This window comes from Myxococcus sp. CA039A (genome assembly GCF_013336645.1).
GTDB lineage: Bacteria > Myxococcota > Myxococcia > Myxococcales > Myxococcaceae > Myxococcus > Myxococcus llanfairpwllgwyngyllgogerychwyrndrobwllllantysiliogogogochensis.
This window is the reverse complement of record NZ_JABUMQ010000116.1, coordinates 1-18,213: the sequence shown is the minus strand read 5'-3', so window position 1 is coordinate 18,213 and position 18,213 is coordinate 1. Positions and strand designations below refer to the sequence as shown.

Below are 18,213 nucleotides of genomic sequence, written 5' to 3'. Positions count from 1 at the left end.
TGGATGATGGCCACCTTTCGAAACGCAGGGGTGGGCTCTCGTGAACGCTGTCATTCCTCGGATGCTGTGTGGCCTGCTGGGGCTCTTCGCCTCGCAGGCGCTGGCCCAGAGCAGCGCCTTGGTCGGCACCGTCATCGACGCACGGAGCCTCGAGCCCCTGGCCGGCGTGGTCGTCACGGTGACGTCGCCCACGTTCCTGGGCGAAATCGCCGTGCTCACCGATGCCCAGGGCACCTATCGCATCCTGGAGCTTTCGCCCGGCATGCACACCCTGGTGTTCCAGAAGGAGCCGTACCAGCCCTTCATGCGCGACAACGTCCAGCTGCGACCGAACCGCACCCGCCGCGTCAACATCGCGCTGCCGCTCGTCCCCATCGATGAGCCGTTGGAGGTCATCGGCAAGCCACCCCTCATCGATGCGGGCGCACGGAACACGTGCGTCAACATGAGCGAGGAGTTCGTCAAGTGCACCGACGTCGTCCGGCCGGTCGTGCGGGGCCAGGGCAACAACTCCCGCGCGTCCAAGTGCTGGCCCGAGGCCGAGGCCAGGCCCGAGCCCGTGAAGCAGGAGCCCCCCGTCAGCCACGCGCCCCCTCGGTACAACTTCTCCCCCGCCATGCCCGGCATGTCGATGACGCTTCGGCTCCATCCCATCCCCAGCGTCGAGGTCCCCAGAAGCCCCCGGCGCGGCGCTCCACCGAGCCGCACTCGCCTCCTTCGTCATGCACCTCCGAGGACGTCAGCGAGCCGCGTGACCTCCTCCGCGAAGCGGCCTCGGGCCACCTGCGCCAGGACCACTTCGAGTCGTTCGCTCCGGTGAAGGGTCGCGCTAGTTCGGCCGCTCGCTCACGCTGAGGACCGTCACACGGCCGTCCGGGATGAGCGCCACCCTGTAGACATGGGTATCCGCGCCGAAGCGCACCAGGTACGTGTAGACGCGGTCATCGCCCACCACCTCCCTCTGGGCCAGCACCAGGGGCCCCGCGGCGCCAAGGCGCTCGAGCAGCTCGCGGAAGTGCGGCAGCGCCTCGTCGACGAGCCACTTCGGGGCATACGCGAAGCGGGTGCGGTCCACGGTCCCCATCCGGACATCCTCGAGCAACTCCGTGAGCTGGGCGGTGACCTGGGGCTCACCGTCCTCGATGGGCGCGAGCTTCGGCACGGCGAGCGCGGGGTTGACGATGGCGGCGATGCCCTCGACGAATCTCGCGGGGCTGGCTCGATTCGTGTTGGCCAGTACGATGATGGACAGCGAGTCCCCGAGGAAGCGGGAGTAGACGGTGCGGAAGCCCTGCCATGCACCGCCATGCTGATGCAGGGGCTTTCCGTTGCGCTCCAGGAGCTGCCACCCAAACCCATACGGCTGTGTGGCCCCGCTGTTGAGCCGCGCGGGGGACAGGATTTCGCGCCAGCTCTCCTCGCTCAGCAGGGAGCGCTGCTGCACGGCGGTGTCCCACGCCAGCATGTCCTTCAACGAGAAGTAGAGCGACCCATCTCCCGTGGTGTTGAGGGACTGGGAGACCCAGGTCTGGTGCTTCACCTCGCTGCCCACCAGTCGATAGCCGGAGGAGCGGTTGGGAATGACGTCGGCCTCGCTGATGCCGCGCGCCGTCTTCATCCCCGCGGGCTTGAAGACCTTCGTGGCGAGGACTTCGCCGTAGGGCGTCCCCGCGACGCGATTCACCAGGAGCCCCAAAAGGACATAGCCGGAGTTGCTGTAGCTCCACCGCACGCCCGCGGGGAAATCCAGGGGCAGCGCGTAGATGAACCGGGCGAACTCCTCGTCCGTGTAGTCCTTGCGCTCGTCGAGCTGGCCCTCCAGGTCCTGGATGCCGGAGGTGTGATTCAACAGGTGGCGCACGGTGATGGGCGCCCACGAGGCCGGAGCGTCGGGGAAGTACTTCGTGATGGAGTCCGACAGCGAAATCCTGCCGGCCTCCACCTGGGCCATCACCGCCATCGTGGTGAACATCTTCCCCACGGAGCCTGACTGGAACAGCGTGTCCGTCCCCACGGGGACGCGGTGCTCCAGGTTGGCGGAGCCATAGCCCTTCGCCAGGACGACGCGCCCATGCTGCACGACGCCCACCGCGAGCCCCACCACGCCCTGACGCTTCTGCTCCGCGCGAACGAACGCGTCGATGCGCTCACGAAGCGAGCCCTGTGCCGCCGCGGGCCCCGCCGCGAGCAGCCCGACAAGGACGACGACGAACGCCGAGAAGGACCGCGAACCACGTCGCATGAAAGCTCCTGACCCAAGAGGACGCCGCACCAGAGCATCCCCGGCCTCCACTCGTGAAGAGGAAGGACGACACCGGGACAGGTCCTTGCCGCGTGAGAAGCATGTGGAGCGCCCCATGATGAAACGATGACTCAGCAAAGAGGCGCACGTGCGGTTCACGCGGTGCGACTCACGGACGATGGACACCTCTCCAAGCTCCGAGGTGGACGTCATGACGCCAGTCATTCGCGGTGTGCTGTGTGGCCTGTTGCTGCTGTTCGCCCTGCCCGCGCTGGCACGGAAGGCCACGGGCACCCTCATCGGCACGGTCATCGACTCACGCAGCCACAAGTCCCTCGTCGACGTGGAGGTGACCGCGACCTCGCTCCAGCAGTCTGGCTCCTGGTCGGCGAAGACCGACACCTGGGGCAGCTACCGGATGACCACGCTTCCACCGGGCGTCTACACACTGCGCTTCGCGGGCAAGCAGTTCTATCCCAGCATCCGGCACCAGGTCCGCGTCCAGGCAGGGCGAACCCAGCGCGCCGACGCCAGCCTGCTTCCCGATAACTCTCGCGGCGAAGGCATCGAGGTCGTCATCACGCCACCTCCTGGCACACGGCAAATCATCGACGTGGCAAGCACGGCGGCGGGCGTCAACGTGGACCAGGAGTTCATCAAGCGCATCGCCGTCGCTCGGCCTGGAGGCCGGGGTGGACCCTCTCGCTCCCATGAGTCCCTCGCGGGCACGAGCAACAACGAGGAGTACGGAGTCCCCGTCGCGAACCCCGGCCCCATCTCCCCCAACATCCCCAACACCAGCTACGGCATCGGTCCCGCCGGCCTCGTCGAGTCCCGCCGCGCCTACGGCGTCAACGGCCCACCGCCGGGCACGTCCGTCAGCCACGCCTCCGCTCCCACGCCTCCGGCGGCCACGCCCGTTGCCCTCCCCGCTCCAGCGAGCCCGCCGCCCGCGCCCCTCGTCCCGCCGAACGGCGCCCGGTTCCTCGACATGTACTTCAAGGGCCACGGGGTGAACCCCACGGTGAACACGGAGGAGGAGCGCTTCTCCACCTTCTCCGTGGACACGGACACGGCCTCGTACACGCTGACTCGCGCGTACCTGGAGCGCCAGGCCCTCCCCGACGAACAGGCCGTGCGCGTGGAGGAGTTCGTCAACACCTTCGACTACGGCTACGCGGACGCGGAGGACGCGCCGTTCGGCGTCCACGTGGAGGGCTTTCCCTCGCCCGTGCGCAAGGGCTACCAGGTGGTGCGCATCGGCGTGAAGGCGCGCGAGGTGAGCGACGCACAGCGCAAGCCGAGCCACCTCGTCTTCGTCATCGACGTCTCCGGTTCGATGAACATGGAGAACCGGCTCGGGCTGGTGAAGCACGCGCTGCGGATGCTGGTGGAGGAGCTCGATGAGCGGGACTTCGTGTCCATCGTCGTCTACGGCTCCCAGGCTCGCCGGGTGCTGGCGCCCACGAGCGCGACCCAGCAGGCCCGCCTGCTCGAAGCCATCGACGGGCTCTACAGCGAGGGCTCCACCAACGCGCAGGAGGGGCTGGAGCTGGGCTATCAAATCGCCTCCGAGCACCTCATCCCGGGAGGCATCAACCGCGTCATCCTTTGCTCGGACGGCGTGGCCAACGTCGGCGTCTCCGACGCGGATGGCATCTGGGCCAAGGTGAAGGGCTTCGCCGCGCGGGGCATCACCCTGTCCACCGTGGGCTTCGGCATGGGCAACTACAACGACGCGCTGATGGAGCGCCTGTCCCACGTGGGCGAGGGCAACTACGCCTACGTGGATGGCCTGAAGGAAGCGCACCGCATCTTCGTGCAGAACCTCACCGGGACACTGCAGGTGGTGGCCAAGGACGTGAAGCTCCAGGTGGAGTTCGACCCGAAGGACGTCTCCCTGTACCGGTTGCTCGGCTACGAGAACCGGATGCTGACGAAGCAGCAGTTTCGCGATGACCGCGTGGACGCGGGCGAGGTGGGCGCGGGCCACTCAGTCACCGCGCTCTACGAGGTGAAGCTGCGTGAGGGCGCCTCGAACCTGGGCACGCTGCGCATCCGCTACAAGGCGCCGGAGGGTGGGGACTCGAAGGAGCTGGAGATGAAGCTGCCCGTCACCGCGCTGCGGCCCTCCTTCGCCACCGCCGAGTCGACGACGCGTCTGGCCTACGTGGCGGCGGCCTTCGCGGAGAAGCTCCGAGGCTCCTACTGGACGCGCCCGCTGACGTACGCCTCGCTCCTGGAGCTGTGGCGGGGCGTGGGCCTGAAGGACCGTCAGGACGTGAGCGAGCTGGGGGACCTCATCCGCAAGGCGGCGGCGCTCGACCAGCGGCAGGACCGCTTCGAGTCACTCGCCCCCTTGAAGAGCATGGACTACGACCAGGCGCCCTCGGTGCTCTAACTAGCGCTCCCGTGCGCGCAGCTCCAGGTAGCGACGGATGAGCCTGAGGCGGGCGCGCTCGAACAGCGCCCCGTCGTCGGGCACCGCCCACGCGTGGGGGATGAGCTGCTCGGCGACCTGCATCGCGAACCCAGGGTCGCCCGCGTCACTCACCCGCTGGAGCCACTCGTAATCCTGGAGGCCCTGGCGGATGAGCTTCAACCGGATGGAGGGCAGCGGCACCTCCGTGGTGCCTCCGATGACCGATGTCAGCCCCGGATAGAAGAGCGTGCCGTCCCCGTTGCCGTTGAAGCGGAACTGAGTGGTCCACGCCGTGGAGAGCAGGCCCACCGTCTGGTAGTACAGCTCACCGGTGGCGCCCATGCGGAAGGTCAGCCACTGCATGCCCCTCGCCTTCGCCGCCGAGCGGTCCACCATGTACGAGGGCCAGCCCTGCCCCGGCTGGTTCTCCGGCGGCGGCGGCTCACCCTCCACACAGCCGTGGCTCATGCAACTCTGATACAGCCATAGTTCACGGTTCGGCCTGGCGAGGAAGGCGTCGTACTTCGGCCGCTGGTTGCCCTCGTACGGGGGCTGCGTCCCGTCGATGAAGTTCACCAGGACGCTGAGGATGTCGATGTCCTCGATGAGTCCATGCGCCTCGGTCTCCGTCACCGTGGTGGTGAGGAACGTGCGCAGGTCCGGCGCGGCGGCGCGCGTGAGCCGGGCCCGCTCCGTGACGGCCTCCCAGGACGTGCCATAGGGCGGCTCGTCGCCCACGTAGTCGAACGAGCGGCTCAGCCAGCCTCGGGTGCGGGCCTCGTGCTCGAACTCCGCGAGATCCGGCGCGGTGCCGGGCCCCAGGTACTGGAGGCTCGTCATGCGCGCACCAGGCAGCGGGTTCGGCGCCGAGCCGTCGAGGAACGGGCCCCAGCGCGCGTCGAAGGTGTCGTAGTCGGGCAGGTCCCAGGTGGGCTGCTCGGGGAGGCGGGGGAACGCGCTCGCCAGGGTGAAGCGGTGGGACAGCGCCAGTTGGTGGAACTGCTTCAGCAGGCGCACCTGCGTGTCCACGGGACAGCTCGGGTCGCCGGTGAAGGCGCGGCAGACGTGGGGCGGCCACAGCAGGAAGGCCGTGCGCAGGGAGGGCGTGCTGGACAGCGTGGCCTCCACCACGGTGACTCGGACCTTCACGTACTCGCGCAAGCCCCGGCCCGTCACCTCGACGAGGCCGTGGTAACGCCCGGGGCGCGCATCCTCGGGCACGTGCACATCCACCCAGAGGCCCCGAGCCTCCCGGGCGGGGACATCGAATGGGAAGGCCGAGCGCTGCTCACCGACGACCTCGTCCACGTCCGGAATCAACCCGTCCGGCCAGCGCCCCGGCTCCGTGTCCGGCGGGGTGGGCCGGGTGATGTCCAGGAGGGCCTCGCGATAGAGGAGGATGTCCGGTCCGTCGATGCGCCGCAGGCCGTTCCAGAGGGCGGGCAGCCGGGCCCGGACGTCCCTCAGGCCCGAGGTGCCTCCGTGAAGGCCCACCTGGAAGGAGAGGTATTCGTTCCGGGCGCCGACCAGCTCCACCTCCCGTTCGACCCGAGGCTGCGTCTGGGGCCGTATCTTCACCATGGAGCTCTCGGCCCAGACGGGGCCGGGGCGGGGATGGGCGGCGGAGACCCCGGACAGCACCAGCGACAGGATGAACCCCTGGATGAGCAAGCGCATGGAACGGAAGGCTAGTGAGTCCAGGGCACCCCGGAGGATTCACTCCGGACGGAAGGTCGGCTTTCACACGCTGCGCCCGGGTGTCGGGCCGGGCTGCCCCCGGGTGGATCCACCCCACCGAGTCCTCCTCCGTGACGAAACCATGACCAGGTCAGGAGCCTCTCGGGGAGATCATCCCGAGGAGCTTCCGGATGATGGCGTTCTCTCAACGCTTCGAGGTTGACCGCATGAAGTCCGTCCTTCGTGGGGTGCTGTGTGGACTCATGTGGTGGGTGGCCCCGGCCGCCTGGGCTCAAGCCGAGGACGTCCGCGTCACCGTCACTCGGAACACGGGACCTGGCACGGACGAGTCGCTGACGGGGTGCGTGGGCGAGGAGGAGAAGGCGCCCCGCTTGGAGGCAGGTGAAGCGAGCCGCACGTCCACGGTGAGGCGGCGCCCGAACCGTCCCGTGGTCGCCCTGGATGCGGCGCGAGCCACCGGGCCCATCGAGACGTTGGAGCCGGGGAGTGTCGCGCCGACCGTCGACGTGGGTTCCATGACAACGGGGGTTCAGGTGGACCAGGAGTTCCTCCGGCGCATCGCCGTCACGGGCTCGGAGGTGCGCATCCGCATGGGGGACGAGATGGAGCGGATCTCCGACGTCCCGGAGTTCACCGAGGTAATGAGCCTGCGCAACGCGCCCCTCATCAGCCTGCGCGGGTCATGGGCAACGCGGGAGGCCCAGGGCGCGCCCGTCGCGGAGGCCGACGAGGGCGAGCGTCGCGTGAGCATGGGACTCCAAGGTCCGCCGCGGGGCTTCCAGTCCCTGGCGGAGCTGGCACCGGGGACTCCCGAGCAGCTCCTGCGCGAAAGCCTGGAGGAGCAGCCCTCGCGGACGTCGATGTCGAGCGTCTCGAAGCGCTGAAGCGAAGAGCGTCGGGCTCAGGGCGCGCATGGGCACCGGCGGCCATGCTGAAACCGTGATGCAGCGACGAGCCGGGCGTGAGGCTTGTCGCGGGCCAGGTCGAGAACATGGACACCTCACTCGCGAGTCTGACCGAGGTTTCCATGGTGAAGCTCATCGCCCCCTATGCGCTGTGCATGCTGGTGTTGCTGGTCGCCGTGCCAGTGCTGTCGCGGGCGGAGACTCCCGAGCACGCGCCTCCGCCCGGCGTGTTCATTGGCACCATCATCGGCGTGAAGAGTCGCAAGCCCGTCGCGGACGTGGCGGTCATCGCGACCTCGCCGAGCTTCAGGGGAGAGCGCGGTGCGGTGACGGATGAGCAGGGCCGCTACCGCCTGCCCATGCTGCCCGCGGGCACATACACGCTGCGGTTCGAGCACCCCGACTTCAACACCTACTCGCGCTCGGACATCCTGCTGCGCGCCAACCGCACCGTGCGCGTCAAGGTGGAGCTGCTCGAGCTGCCGCCTCCGCCGCCGCCGGCTCCGGTCAGCGTGAAGCAGACCCGGAAGTGACACGGAGGCCCGGGTCATTCCGCACGAAACTCAAAGGGCATTTTAGTTTCGTGCGGGTTCCTGGCCGACCTTGCACGAAACTCAAATGGCATTTTAGTTTCGTGCATGGCTCGCAAGCGCGCCCTGGCGCCGGACTGGAATCGGCTCTTCGACTTCGCGCTGGGGCAGGCGGGCCTGTTCACGACGAAGCAGGCGGCGGAGGCGGGGTATTCGCCCCAGCTCCTCGTCCACTACGTGCGCATCGGCAAGGTCGTCCGAGTCCGGAGAGGGGTGTACCGCCTGGTGCACTACCCGCTCGCCCAGGATGAAGCGCTCGTCACCGTCTGGCTCTGGTCGGAGCAGCAGGGCGTCTTCTCCCACGAGACGGCACTGTCCCTGCATCAGCTCTCCGACGTGCTGCCCAATCGCATCCACCTGACCTTGCCCGCGGACTGGAAGCATCGCCGGTTCCGCGTCCCTCCAGGCGTCGTGCTCCACCACGCCGATATCTCCAAGGCCGAGCGCACCCGGCCCGCCGCGATTCCCGTCACATCGCCGCTCCGCACGTTGCAGGACTGCGCGAGCGCGCAGCTCTCACCGGAGCTGCTGCATCAAGCCATCTCCCAGGCCCTTGCCCGGGGGCTCATCCGCAAGTCCGACGTGGCGCGAATCCAGGCCGCTACGCCACCAACAGGACGCCGGAAGAGATGAGCACTCGCCGCTACCTGACGGGCGGCGCCTTCAAGAATGCTCTTGAGCAACGGCTGAGGAAGACCTCAAAACACGGGGACGACTTCAGCCGTCGGCGCCAGTTGCTCGTCTTCCATCGCTTCCTCGCGCGCACCACCCAGGCCTTTGGAGACGCTGTCACCCTGAAGGGCGGACTGGTCCTCGAGCTGCGGCTCGAGCGGGCACGGACGACGCGCGACGTGGACCTGCGCCTCACGGGAAGCCCCAAGGATTTGCTCGCGCGCCTTCAGCACTCAGGGCAGCTCGACCTCGGCGACTTCATGCGCTTCGAGCTTCGGCTCGACACCCACCATCCTGAAATCCAGACCGAGGGCCTGAGATATGACGGACGGCGTTTCCGCGCCGAGTGCCGCATCGAGCGAGAACTGTTCGGCCACCCCTTCGGCGTCGACGTGGCGTTCGGGGACCCGCTGCTCGGTGAGCCCGATGTCCTCGATGCGGAGGACTCACTGGGCTTCGCGGGCATCCCTCCACCCCGGCTCCGCCTCTATCCTCTCGAGACGCATCTCGCGGAGAAGCTCCACGCCTACACCCTGCCGCGCGCTCGACCCAACACCCGGGTCAAGGACCTGCCGGACCTGGCGCTGCTCGGGACGGTGCGGGCCATCGACGCGAACCTTCTGCGCGCGGCCTTCTCTCGGACCTTCACCTTCCGAAAGACACACCCCTTGCCCTTCTTCCTTCCACCGCCTCCCGCCGAGTGGAGCGGGCCCTACCGCGCCATGGCCGAGCAGGATGGCCTGCCCTGGAAGACCCTCGACGCGCTCCTCGCTGCGGTGCGCGGCTTCCTCGACCCCATCCTCCTGGAAGAAGAGGACGCCACGTGGAGTCCTCGAGCCTGGGCCTGGAGGCCCAGGAAGTGAGGCGCGCGTCAGTCCGCCAGGGGCATGCCCCAGTCCGGCTTCTCGCGCTCACCCATCACCCAGCGGTACACCTCCAGCACCTGCTCCGCCTTCGCCTTCCAGGTGAAGTATTTGAAGATGCGCTCCCGCGCCCGCTCCCCCATGGGACGGATGACGGACGGGTCCGCCACCAGCTTCGTGAGCACCTCGCGCACCCGCGCCACGATTTCCTCCGGCGTTCCAATGGGCACCGCGAACCCCGTCGCCGGACTGACGATTTCTCCCGGACCGCCGTAGTCCATCACGATGGGCACCAACCCCAACGCCATCGCCTCGCACACCACCGCGCCGCCGAACTCGCGCACGCTCGGGAAACCGAACACGTGGTTCTTCGACAGCCGCCCCTGCAACTCCTGGTGCTTCACCCACCCGGCGAACGTCACCCCGGACTCGATGCCCTCTCGCGCCGCCTGCGCCTTGAGGTTCGGCATCTCCTGCCCATCGCCGATGTACTCCAGCACCACCTTGCCCTCACGGATGAGCGGCGCCGCCGCCTCCATCAACATGGCCATGCCCTTGTACGGCACGAAGCGCCCCACGAAGGCCACTCGCAAGGGCAGCTCCACCGGCCCCTCCGACTTCGACGTGCCGAAGCGCTTCGTGTCGATGGCGTTCTCCGGCACGTACACCGTCTTGCCCTGCCACGTGTCCGCCACCTGCCCCCGCGTCGCCCGCGAGCCGGTGATGATGGCCGCCGCGCTCTCCCGCGTGGACTTGTAGAAGGGCATCAGCTTGTACGCATCCCGCACGTAGCTCAGCCACTCCTTCTCCCGCCGACGCGCCCCACCAAAACCCTTGGGCCACGGCAACCCGCCGTTGAGCGGCCCCATCACGAACGGCACCCCCGCCGCCTTGCACCGCCGCGCCAGCGTGCTCGGCGTCGTCGGGCTGATGGGCGTGTAGCGGTGCACCAGGTCGAACTCCTTCGCCTTGATGCGCGCGCCAAAGCGCTGCCACAGCACCTCCTCGAAGTAGTAGTACGGCAGCACGCTCAACGCCGTCGCCGTCGTCCAGCCCACGCCCGCCGTGCCCCGCAGGAGCTGCCCCACCTTGTCGAGCGGCTTCTCCACCGGCGTGGAGTCCAGCGCCGTGAATCCAGCGCCCTCCAGCACCCCCTGCTTCAGGATGTTCTCCCGGTTGCGCACATGCGTGACGAGGTGCACGTCCGCCACCTCGGCCAGCGCACGGTAGAGCGACCAGCCTTCCAGCGGGACACTCACCCAGTCAGGGTTGCACAGCTCGGCAATCAGAAGGACGCGTGGTCTGGGAGCAGGCATACGTGTGCCTTCATCTATCCCAACCGGCCCTCCAGATGTAGCCTCCCCCGCGTCGTGACGTACGACCCGGACCGGCCTTCCTACCTGCGCTTCGTGGCGCTGCTCGGCACCCTGGTGCTCGCCACCGTGGGCGGGGCCCTGCTGCACCCTGTGGTCGCTTTGGCCCCAGTCCTGGTGGCCGCCGTCCTGTGGCTGGTGGTGAAGGTCCCCGTCCGCTACCCCGTCATGGCCGTCACCTACCTGGTCCTCGCCGTGGACTACGTCCCCGAGCGCCCCCAGTCCGGCTTCTGGCCCTCGCCGCTCCACCCCCTGGGTGAGCTGCTCTTCGCCCAGCTCAGCTACATCACCAAGATTGGAGCGCTGCGCTTCCCCCTGGTCGACGTGCTCATCCTCGGCCTGCTGGGGCTGGCCATGTACCGGCGGGTGACTCGGTCGAAAATCGACCCACCCGCGCTGCCCATGCCCCGGCCGCTCATCGCCGTGGTGACGCTGTCCCTCATCGCCATCCTCTTCATGGAGGTGCGCGGCGTCATGCGCGGCGGGGACATCAAGAACTCGCTGTGGCAGTGGCACCAGGCCGCGATGATGCCGTTCATCGTCGCGATGTATCACTATGCGATGCGCGGGCCGGAGGACTGGCCCATCTTCGCGCGCACCGTCATCGCCGCGGGGCTGACCAAGGCCGCCATCAGCGTCTACTTCGGCGCCATCGTCGTGCCCTCCATGGGCGTCTTCGTCGAGTACACCACGTGTCACTCGGACTCGATGACGTTCAACTTCGCGCTGCTGGTGGCGACAATGCGCTTCCTGGAGAAGCCCAAGGGCGCTCACGCGCTGCGCGGGCTGCTCCTCATGTTCTGCATCTTCATGGGCATGATGTACAACGACCGCCGGCTCGCCTACGTCAGCTTCGTGGGCTGCCTCCTGGCCGGCTACCTCATCACCCCATGGCCCGCAATCAAGCGCACCTTCAGCCGGGGCATGGTGCTGCTGGCCCCGCTGCTGGTCGTCTACTTCGCGGTGGGGTGGAACGCGCGCGGCGGCGCCTTCGCGCCCGTGCACAAGGTCCGCTCACTCATCGACGGTGAGGGTGGCGAAGGCAACCTGGACTATCGCGACATCGAGAACCTGGACGTCATCGCGACGTGGACCCAGTTCCCGCTGCTCGGCACCGGCTACGGCCACGAGTTCCTGGAGCCGATTCCGCTGCCCAACATCGCCTTCGTGTTCCCCCAGTACCGCTACCACCCGCACAACTCCCTGCTGGGGTTGTTCGCGTTCGGTGGAATGGTTGGCTACACGGGCGTGTGGATGTACCTGGTCGTCACCCTCTATCTCGCGGTGCGCTCCTACCATCGCTCGCACGTCTCCGAGCACCGCGCCGCAGCCATGGTCATCGTCGGCGCCATCGTCTGCTACATCAATCAGGTGTTCGGAGACATGGGCATCATCTCGTACATCTGCACGTTCATCACCTCGCTGTGCGTGGTGACGTCCGGGAAGCTCGCCGTGGCCACCGGCGCGTGGCCCATGCCGAACAGCGCGCTGGTGCCCACCGCGCCCCTGCTCCCCGAGCCGCCTCCAGGCGCCATCGTCTACGTCAACGCGGATGACCCGGCGATGGCGAAGCGGAGCTGAAGGGCTACAGCAGCGTGCCGCGCAGGAGCAGCTCCGCGGTGGTGAAGTAGATGACCAGTCCGCTGACGTCCACCAGCGTGGCGACGAAGGGCGCGGACGCGCTCGCCGGGTCGAAGCCGAGCCGCCTCAACACGAACGGCAGCATCGCCCCGGACAGCGTCCCCCACGTCACCACGCCCAGCACCGACAGGCCCACCGTCAGCGCCACCCGCGACGCGTGCTCGCCGTAGCTGTGGAACAGGTGCTGCCAGAGCAGGATGCGCGCCAGGCCCACCGTGCCGAGCACCACGCCCAGCACCAGGCCCGACAGCAGCTCCCGCCGCAGCACGCGCCACCAGTCGCGCAGGCGCACGTCCGTCAGCGCGAGCGCGCGGATGATGAGCGTGGTGGCCTGACTGCCCGAGTTGCCCCCCGAGGAGATGATGAGCGGCACGAAGAGGCTGAGCACCACGGCGCGCGCGATTTCGTCCTGGTAGCGGGACATGGCGGTGGCGGTGAGCATCTCCGACACGAAGAGCACCAGCAGCCAGCCGGCGCGCTTTCGCACCATGGCGAAGAAGCCCACGTCGAAGTAGGGCGCGTCGAGCGCCTCCATTCCGCCGACCTTCTGGATGTCCTCGGTGGCCTCCTCCTGGACGACGCTGACGATGTCGTCCACGGTGACGATGCCCCGCATGCGGCCTTGCGCGTCCACCACGGGGATGGCCGACAGGCCGTGCTCCGCGAACAGGCGGCTGACGCCTTCCTGGTGGGTGTCCTCCCGCACGGTGACGGGCTCGGTCCGCATGACATCGCGCACCGTCTTCCCGGGCGCGGCCTGGAAGAGCTGGCGCAGGGAGACCACGCCCAGCAGGTGCTGCTCGGAGTCCAGGACGTAGGCGGAGTAGACAGTCTCCACCTGCTCGCGGGCCTGCCGGCGCAGGTAGCCGAGCGCCTCGTCGATGCTCATCTCCGGCCGCACGCGCACGAAGCGCGGGTTCATCAGGCCGCCCGCGGCGTCCTCGGCGTAGGCCAGGAGCACCTGCACCTCGCGGCGGGAGGTGTCATCCAGCAGGGCGAGACAGGCGGCGTGTTCCTCGACGGGGAGGCTCTGGATGACGTCCGCGGCGTCGTCCGGGGGGAGCACGCGCATCCAGATGCGCCGCTCGCTCGGGGTGAGGGCCTGGAGGAGCCCCGCCTGGTCATTCGAGGAGAGGGAGAGGAAGAAGTCGTCCGCGCTCGACGGCGGCAAAAGCCGGAAGCCCTCCACCCGGTCTCGAGGTGCGAGCACGGGCCACGCGTCGCGCAGCTCGTCCTCGTGGATGGGGTCCGACTCGGGGGCCACGGCTCGCCTCCCTTCGCGCGCGGGCCGGATGCCGGCCTCGCACTGGGGACGCGTTCAAGCACGGCGCCCGAGGCGTGGAAACCTCAAACGCCCGCTGGAGGACACCCGCGAGCACGAGTGTGAACCCGCGCGCACGAGCCGTGACGAGTCCTTCACGGGTTCGGACAGGAACCCGTATCCCCTCCAGGTTGAACGTCCTCGACCCGTGGCGGTCCTACCGCTTCCGCGCGTCGCGCCCCGTCATCAGCGCGGTGGGCGCCAGCTCGACGGTGAAGCCCTCCGCCGTCAACGCCACCGACTCCACGCTCCGCAGCGCGCTGAAGGCGAAGCCCGCCTGCCCCTCGACGGCCAACGCGGCCTGCTCCGAGCCCGGCAGCCCCACGCCCGTCACCGCCAGCCCCGCCGTGCTCCCCACCGCCGCGGTCGCCAGCATCACGAAGACTCGCGCCGCGTTCTCTCCCAGCACGTCCCCGTACGCCTCACCCGCCGCGCTGAGTTCCTCGAACGTGCGCGCCGCATCCACCCTCCGCACCATCACCACCCACGCCTCCAACGCCCGCCACACCGTGTCCACACCCAGGTACGCAATCGCCGTCGCCGTCAGCAACGACGCCAACCCCTTCGACAACGGCTCCGGCAGCGACCACAAGAGCAGGTACATCGCCACCGACGCCGTCAGCGTCGCCCGGACCGCGTGTGGATTCGCCAGGCCCTCCAGCGCCTCGTCCGTCTCCTCCCAGACCCCCTCCATCGCGATGGCCAGCGCCAGCGCGTACCTGCCATCGCTCCCCAACAGCGGCCCCTCCTCCAGCAGCCGGAGACAGTCGCCGCCCTGATGCTCGCGCTCACACCAGCGGCCGTAGTCACGCGTCAGCACCTCGTCCGCGTACGACTCCAGCAACTGGGGCGCTGACGCATCACCCCCGTCCCCCACCGGGACGAGCCTGCGCCCTTCATACAGATACACCCCGCCACGCTCCGGTACGCCGAAGCGCTGTCGCGCGTCCCTCAAGGGATGCTCGAAGGGCCTCACGTCCCGCGCGAGCTTCGCCACCGCCTCCTCGAAGGCGTCCTCATCCAGCTCCACCGGAGCCGCGTCTTCGTCCTCTCGCGGAGTGTGGACCCGAGGCGAGCCCGTGCCCGTGTCCAGACGGACCACCCGGGTCGACGAGCAACCCGTCACCCCGAGCAACAACAACCACCATACCAATGCCCTACCACGACCCATCGCAGCCCTCCGGCATGGGGCGCCAAACCACCTGAGTGGTCTTCACCCATACCAATGCGCTCCGACATTTCGCGGGGGCAGGACTCGCTCAGCGCGAGGGCATCAACTCAAGGACCTCGGCAGCAGGATGTGGAGGGAGCTGCCCTCGCCCGCGCGGCCCGCCGACTCCGCCCAGATGCGTCCTCCGTGGCGCTCGACGATGCCTCGGGCGATGGCCAGCCCCAGGCCCAACCCGCCGTAGGCCACGCCGTGCGCGCGACCGAAGCGCTCGAAGATGCTCTCCAGCCGGTCCGAGGGAATCCCCAGCCCATGGTCCATCACCTCGACGTGCACCCACCCGGGCTCCGCTCTCGCGACCAGTTGGATGGCCCCTCCGTCCGGCGAATAGCGCAGCGCATTCGACACCAGGTTGCTGAACACCTGGTCCAACCGCTCTCCGTCCGCCCGCAGCGACAGGTCCTCCGGCGCAGACACCTCGATGCGCCACCCTTCCGGCAGGGGCTCGAAGTGCTTCGCCACGTCGTGGAGCAGCACGCCCACGTCCACGTCGCTCTCCTCCAGGCACAGCTCTCCACGCTGCAGGCGCCCCACGTCCAGCAGGTTCTCCACCAGCCGCGCCATGCGGCTCACGCTGCGATGGATGCCCGCCAGCGCCCGGTCCACGTTCGGCGTCAGCTCCGCCGCCGCCTTCACCTTCGCCAGGTCCGCGTAGCTGCGCGCGGCCTGGAGCGGCGTGCGCAGCTCGTGCGCCGCCATGGTGAGGAACATGTCCTTCGCCTCGCTCGTCGCCCGCAGGGACTCCACCGCGCGGCGCGCGTCGTCGATGTCCGTCGCCGTCGATATCCACCCGACGAGCCGCCCCACCTCGTCCCGCTCCGGCAGCGTGCGACAGAGGAACCACCGGAACTCTCCGTCCGTCGCGCGGCGCAGCCGGTACTCCTGCTCCTTCGGCCGCCCCGAGCGCTGCAAGGCATTCCAGGTGAGCTGCACGCGCCCCACGTCCTCCGGATGGAAGCAGCGCAGGTTCTCCTCGCGCTGGCGACCCTGCTCGGGTGACAGCCCCGCGTAATCCAGCCATCCCCGGTTGGCGTAGCTGATGGTGCCGTCCGCCAGCAGCGCCCAGACGAACTGGGGCATGCAGTCCAACACCCGGCGGAACCGCTGCTCGCCCTGTCGCTCCAGCACCCGCCGCTCACGCTCCCACAGCGCCGCCTCCTGCAACTGCAAGGCGCGCTGACGCAGGTGGAGCGCGACGAAGGCCTCCGCCTTCCAGCGCAGCACGTCCGGATGGAACGGCTTGACGACGTAGTCCGCCGCCCCCGCCGCATAGCCGTGCACCAGGTTCGACTCGTCGCGCCCGTGCGCGGTGAGGAAGATGATGGGCGTGTAGCGGGTGCGCTCTCGCTGCCGGATGATGCGGGCCGTCTCGAACCCATCCATGCCGGGCATCTGCACATCCAGGAGGATGAGCGCGAAGTCCTCGCGCAAGAGACATCTCAGTGCCTCCCTCCCCGACGACGCCTTCACCAGCCGTTGTCCCATCGGCTCGAGGATGGCCTCCAGCGCGAGCAGGTTCGATGCGTGGTCGTCCACGATGAGGATGCGGGTGCTTTGTGGCTCCACCTGGACGGGAGCGCGAGGGGTGAGCTGCTCGGTGCCTTCCAAGGCCGGTCCTCCCTTCTCTCCCGAGGTCCCCTTCGCTTAATCAGCGCGGCCCCGATGATCAGCCCCCCACGACACCTCGGCCCGCCCAGCCCCTGACGACACAGGGCCCGGACGCCCGGTCGCCCTCCTCACGGCGAAACACGAGGATTCCACCGGTTCAGTCTCAAAGGTATGGAGCCAGGGACGCGGTGGCACGCTCCCCCGTCATGTCGACGGGCGCGTGGCCAGGGTCCGAGCGACTGGGCGGCGAAGCGCCGAAGGCCCCGTGGATCCACGGCGCGGCTCGTGGAGGGCGCCCGCATGCCGCCCTTCCCTCCGAGCCACCCCTCGCCGTGCGGACTACACCACCGCGCGCTGAAGCATCAGCGCGAGCATGTCCGCGCTTCTCTCGCTGCTGAACTGCGTCTCCACCTTGCGACGGCCGGCCTCGCCCAGGCGCGCGGCTTCCTTCGGGTCCCGCGCCACCTGCTCCAGCTTCTCCGCGAGAATCCGAGGCTCCTGCGGCGGCACGAGCAGCCCGTCCACGCCGTCGTCCACCAGCTCCTTCACGCCGCCCGCGCCCGTCACCACCACCGGCGCGCGCATGGCCATCGCCTCCATGATGGCCACGCCCAGCGGCTCCTGGAGGCTCGCCAGCGCGAAGATGTGCGAGCGCTCGATTTCGCCCCGCACCTTGTCCTCGCTCACCGCGCCCAGCAGCGTCACCGCGTCGCCCAGCTTCGTCTCCGCGAGCTTCGCCTCCAGCACCTTGCGGTACGTGGTGCCACCCGCCTCGTCCTCGCCTGCAATCGCGAGCCGCGCGTCGATGCCCTTCGCGCGCAGCATGCCCACCGCGTCGATGAGGTCCGCGTGCCCCTTGCACGGGTTGAGACGGCCACACGAGAAGATGCGCAGCGGGCCCTCGCCCGTCCACGCCGAGTACGGCACCGTGCGGTTGAACTTGCCCAGCTCCACGCCCATGGGCGCCAGCTCGATGCGCGGAGGCAGGTGCCCCGCCAGCTCCTGGTTCACTTCCCCCAGCAGCTTCTTCGTGATGACGAAGGCGAACTTCGCGTGGCGCCACTTCTCCTTCTGGTTCGGCCCGTAGTCGTCCAGCGGACCATGCAGCGTCATGCTGTACGTCAGCCCCGACAGGAGGTTCGCGAACAGCGCCACGTGCGCCGCGTTGGCACACGAATGCACATGCACGTGCGTCCACCCGCGCTCACGCGCCAGCGCCGCCAGGCGCCCACCCATGACGGCGAAGGCCAGGAGCTGCGCGCGCCCTTTCGCGTCCAAGCCCTCCGCGCGAGCAATGGACGCCAGACAACGGGCCCATCCCGTGGGCATGGCGCGAGCCACCTCCGCCGCCGCCTTGGCCACGCCCAGGGCCCCCGGAGGTGAGAGGTACTCGGTGCGAGCCATCGCCTCCTGCGCCCAACTGTGCGAAATGATGCGCGCGGGCGGAGGACGGGTGGATACCAGCTCCGGCGTCACGCCCTTGCCCGGCAGCGCCTGAAGCTCACGCCAGAAAAAGATGTGGGTCTGTCCGGGAAACTCAGGGATGAGATAGCCAATCTTCTGCACGAACTTTCCATAACACGCCCGCCCCCACGCCCGGGCGGCGGGCCCCGGAATCACCGGGGGCAGGTCGATAGACACCCGCTCCCC

Annotated in this window: 13 protein-coding genes and 1 pseudogene; 7 read left to right on the top strand and 7 right to left on the bottom strand. The window is 68.8% G+C overall.

The window, feature by feature from the left end:
- The first annotated feature begins 40 nt into the window (after positions 1-40).
- On the top strand, positions 41-820 hold the full coding sequence (locus HR086_RS20405) for a carboxypeptidase-like regulatory domain-containing protein (protein WP_174466441.1): 780 nt from the start codon (positions 41-43) through the stop codon (positions 818-820).
- Positions 821-829: 9 nt separating this feature from the next.
- Here the strand turns inward: HR086_RS20405 and HR086_RS20400 are convergent, their stop codons facing one another.
- Entirely contained in the window at positions 830-2,242 is a 1,413-nt protein-coding gene (locus HR086_RS20400) for a serine hydrolase (protein WP_174466440.1), read from the bottom strand.
- A gap of 211 nt (positions 2,243-2,453) precedes the next feature.
- Between HR086_RS20400 and HR086_RS20395 the strand changes: the two genes are divergently transcribed.
- Positions 2,454-4,643: a von Willebrand factor type A domain-containing protein gene (locus tag HR086_RS20395; protein ID WP_174466439.1), complete on the top strand. Its 2,190-nt coding sequence runs from the start codon at positions 2,454-2,456 to the stop codon at positions 4,641-4,643.
- Here the strand turns inward: HR086_RS20395 and HR086_RS20390 are convergent, their stop codons facing one another.
- Positions 4,644-6,341 (bottom strand): DUF4091 domain-containing protein, encoded by a 1,698-nt coding sequence (locus tag HR086_RS20390; protein WP_174466438.1) that lies wholly within the window; start codon positions 6,339-6,341, stop codon positions 4,644-4,646.
- Between the two features lie 191 nt (positions 6,342-6,532).
- On the opposite strand from HR086_RS20390, the gene HR086_RS20385 reads away from it, so the two are divergent.
- The 4 genes from HR086_RS20385 to HR086_RS20370 all read left to right on the top strand — a co-directional run bounded on the left by HR086_RS20385 (position 6,533) and on the right by HR086_RS20370 (position 9,392).
- Complete coding sequence (locus HR086_RS20385) at positions 6,533-7,246, top strand: hypothetical protein (RefSeq protein ID WP_174466437.1); 714 nt, start codon at positions 6,533-6,535, stop codon at positions 7,244-7,246.
- 77 nt (positions 7,247-7,323) lie between these two features.
- Positions 7,324-7,800 carry a carboxypeptidase-like regulatory domain-containing protein gene (locus HR086_RS20380; RefSeq protein ID WP_373564332.1) on the top strand — a complete coding sequence of 159 codons (477 nt, stop codon included), beginning with the start codon at positions 7,324-7,326 and terminating at the stop codon, positions 7,798-7,800.
- 105 nt (positions 7,801-7,905) lie between these two features.
- Positions 7,906-8,490 (top strand): type IV toxin-antitoxin system AbiEi family antitoxin domain-containing protein, encoded by a 585-nt coding sequence (locus HR086_RS20375; protein WP_174456150.1) that lies wholly within the window; start codon positions 7,906-7,908, stop codon positions 8,488-8,490.
- Entirely contained in the window at positions 8,487-9,392 is a 906-nt protein-coding gene (locus HR086_RS20370; RefSeq protein ID WP_174466436.1) for a nucleotidyl transferase AbiEii/AbiGii toxin family protein, read from the top strand. Before HR086_RS20375 ends, HR086_RS20370 begins: the two co-directional genes overlap by 4 nt.
- Positions 9,393-9,400: 8 nt before the next feature.
- Here the strand turns inward: HR086_RS20370 and epsH are convergent, their stop codons facing one another.
- Entirely contained in the window at positions 9,401-10,708 is a 1,308-nt protein-coding gene (gene epsH / locus HR086_RS20365; RefSeq protein WP_141648136.1) for an exopolysaccharide biosynthesis glycosyltransferase EpsH, read from the bottom strand.
- A gap of 54 nt (positions 10,709-10,762) precedes the next feature.
- Between epsH and wzy the strand changes: the two genes are divergently transcribed.
- The gene (gene wzy / locus HR086_RS20360) at positions 10,763-12,346 is read left to right on the top strand and encodes an exopolysaccharide repeat unit polymerase (RefSeq protein ID WP_373564331.1); all 1,584 of its coding nucleotides are present in this window, start codon (positions 10,763-10,765) and stop codon (positions 12,344-12,346) included.
- A 4-nt stretch (positions 12,347-12,350) separates the two neighbouring features.
- On the opposite strand, the gene mgtE is transcribed toward wzy, so the two are convergent.
- The 4 genes and pseudogenes from mgtE to epsE all read right to left on the bottom strand — a co-directional run bounded on the left by mgtE (position 12,351) and on the right by epsE (position 18,204).
- Positions 12,351-13,670, bottom strand: a complete 1,320-nt coding sequence (gene mgtE / locus HR086_RS20355) for a magnesium transporter (protein ID WP_174466435.1) — start codon at positions 13,668-13,670, stop codon at positions 12,351-12,353.
- A gap of 244 nt (positions 13,671-13,914) precedes the next feature.
- Positions 13,915-14,898, bottom strand: a pseudogene (locus tag HR086_RS20350) (hypothetical protein); the annotation flags it as partial.
- A 102-nt stretch (positions 14,899-15,000) separates the two neighbouring features.
- Complete coding sequence (epsF, locus tag HR086_RS20345) at positions 15,001-16,563, bottom strand: response regulator EpsF (RefSeq protein ID WP_174460403.1); 1,563 nt, start codon at positions 16,561-16,563, stop codon at positions 15,001-15,003.
- A 339-nt stretch (positions 16,564-16,902) separates the two neighbouring features.
- Positions 16,903-18,204 (bottom strand): exopolysaccharide biosynthesis GT4 family glycosyltransferase EpsE, encoded by a 1,302-nt coding sequence (epsE, locus tag HR086_RS20340; RefSeq protein WP_371817287.1) that lies wholly within the window; start codon positions 18,202-18,204, stop codon positions 16,903-16,905.
- Between the last annotated feature and the right edge of the window lie 9 nt (positions 18,205-18,213).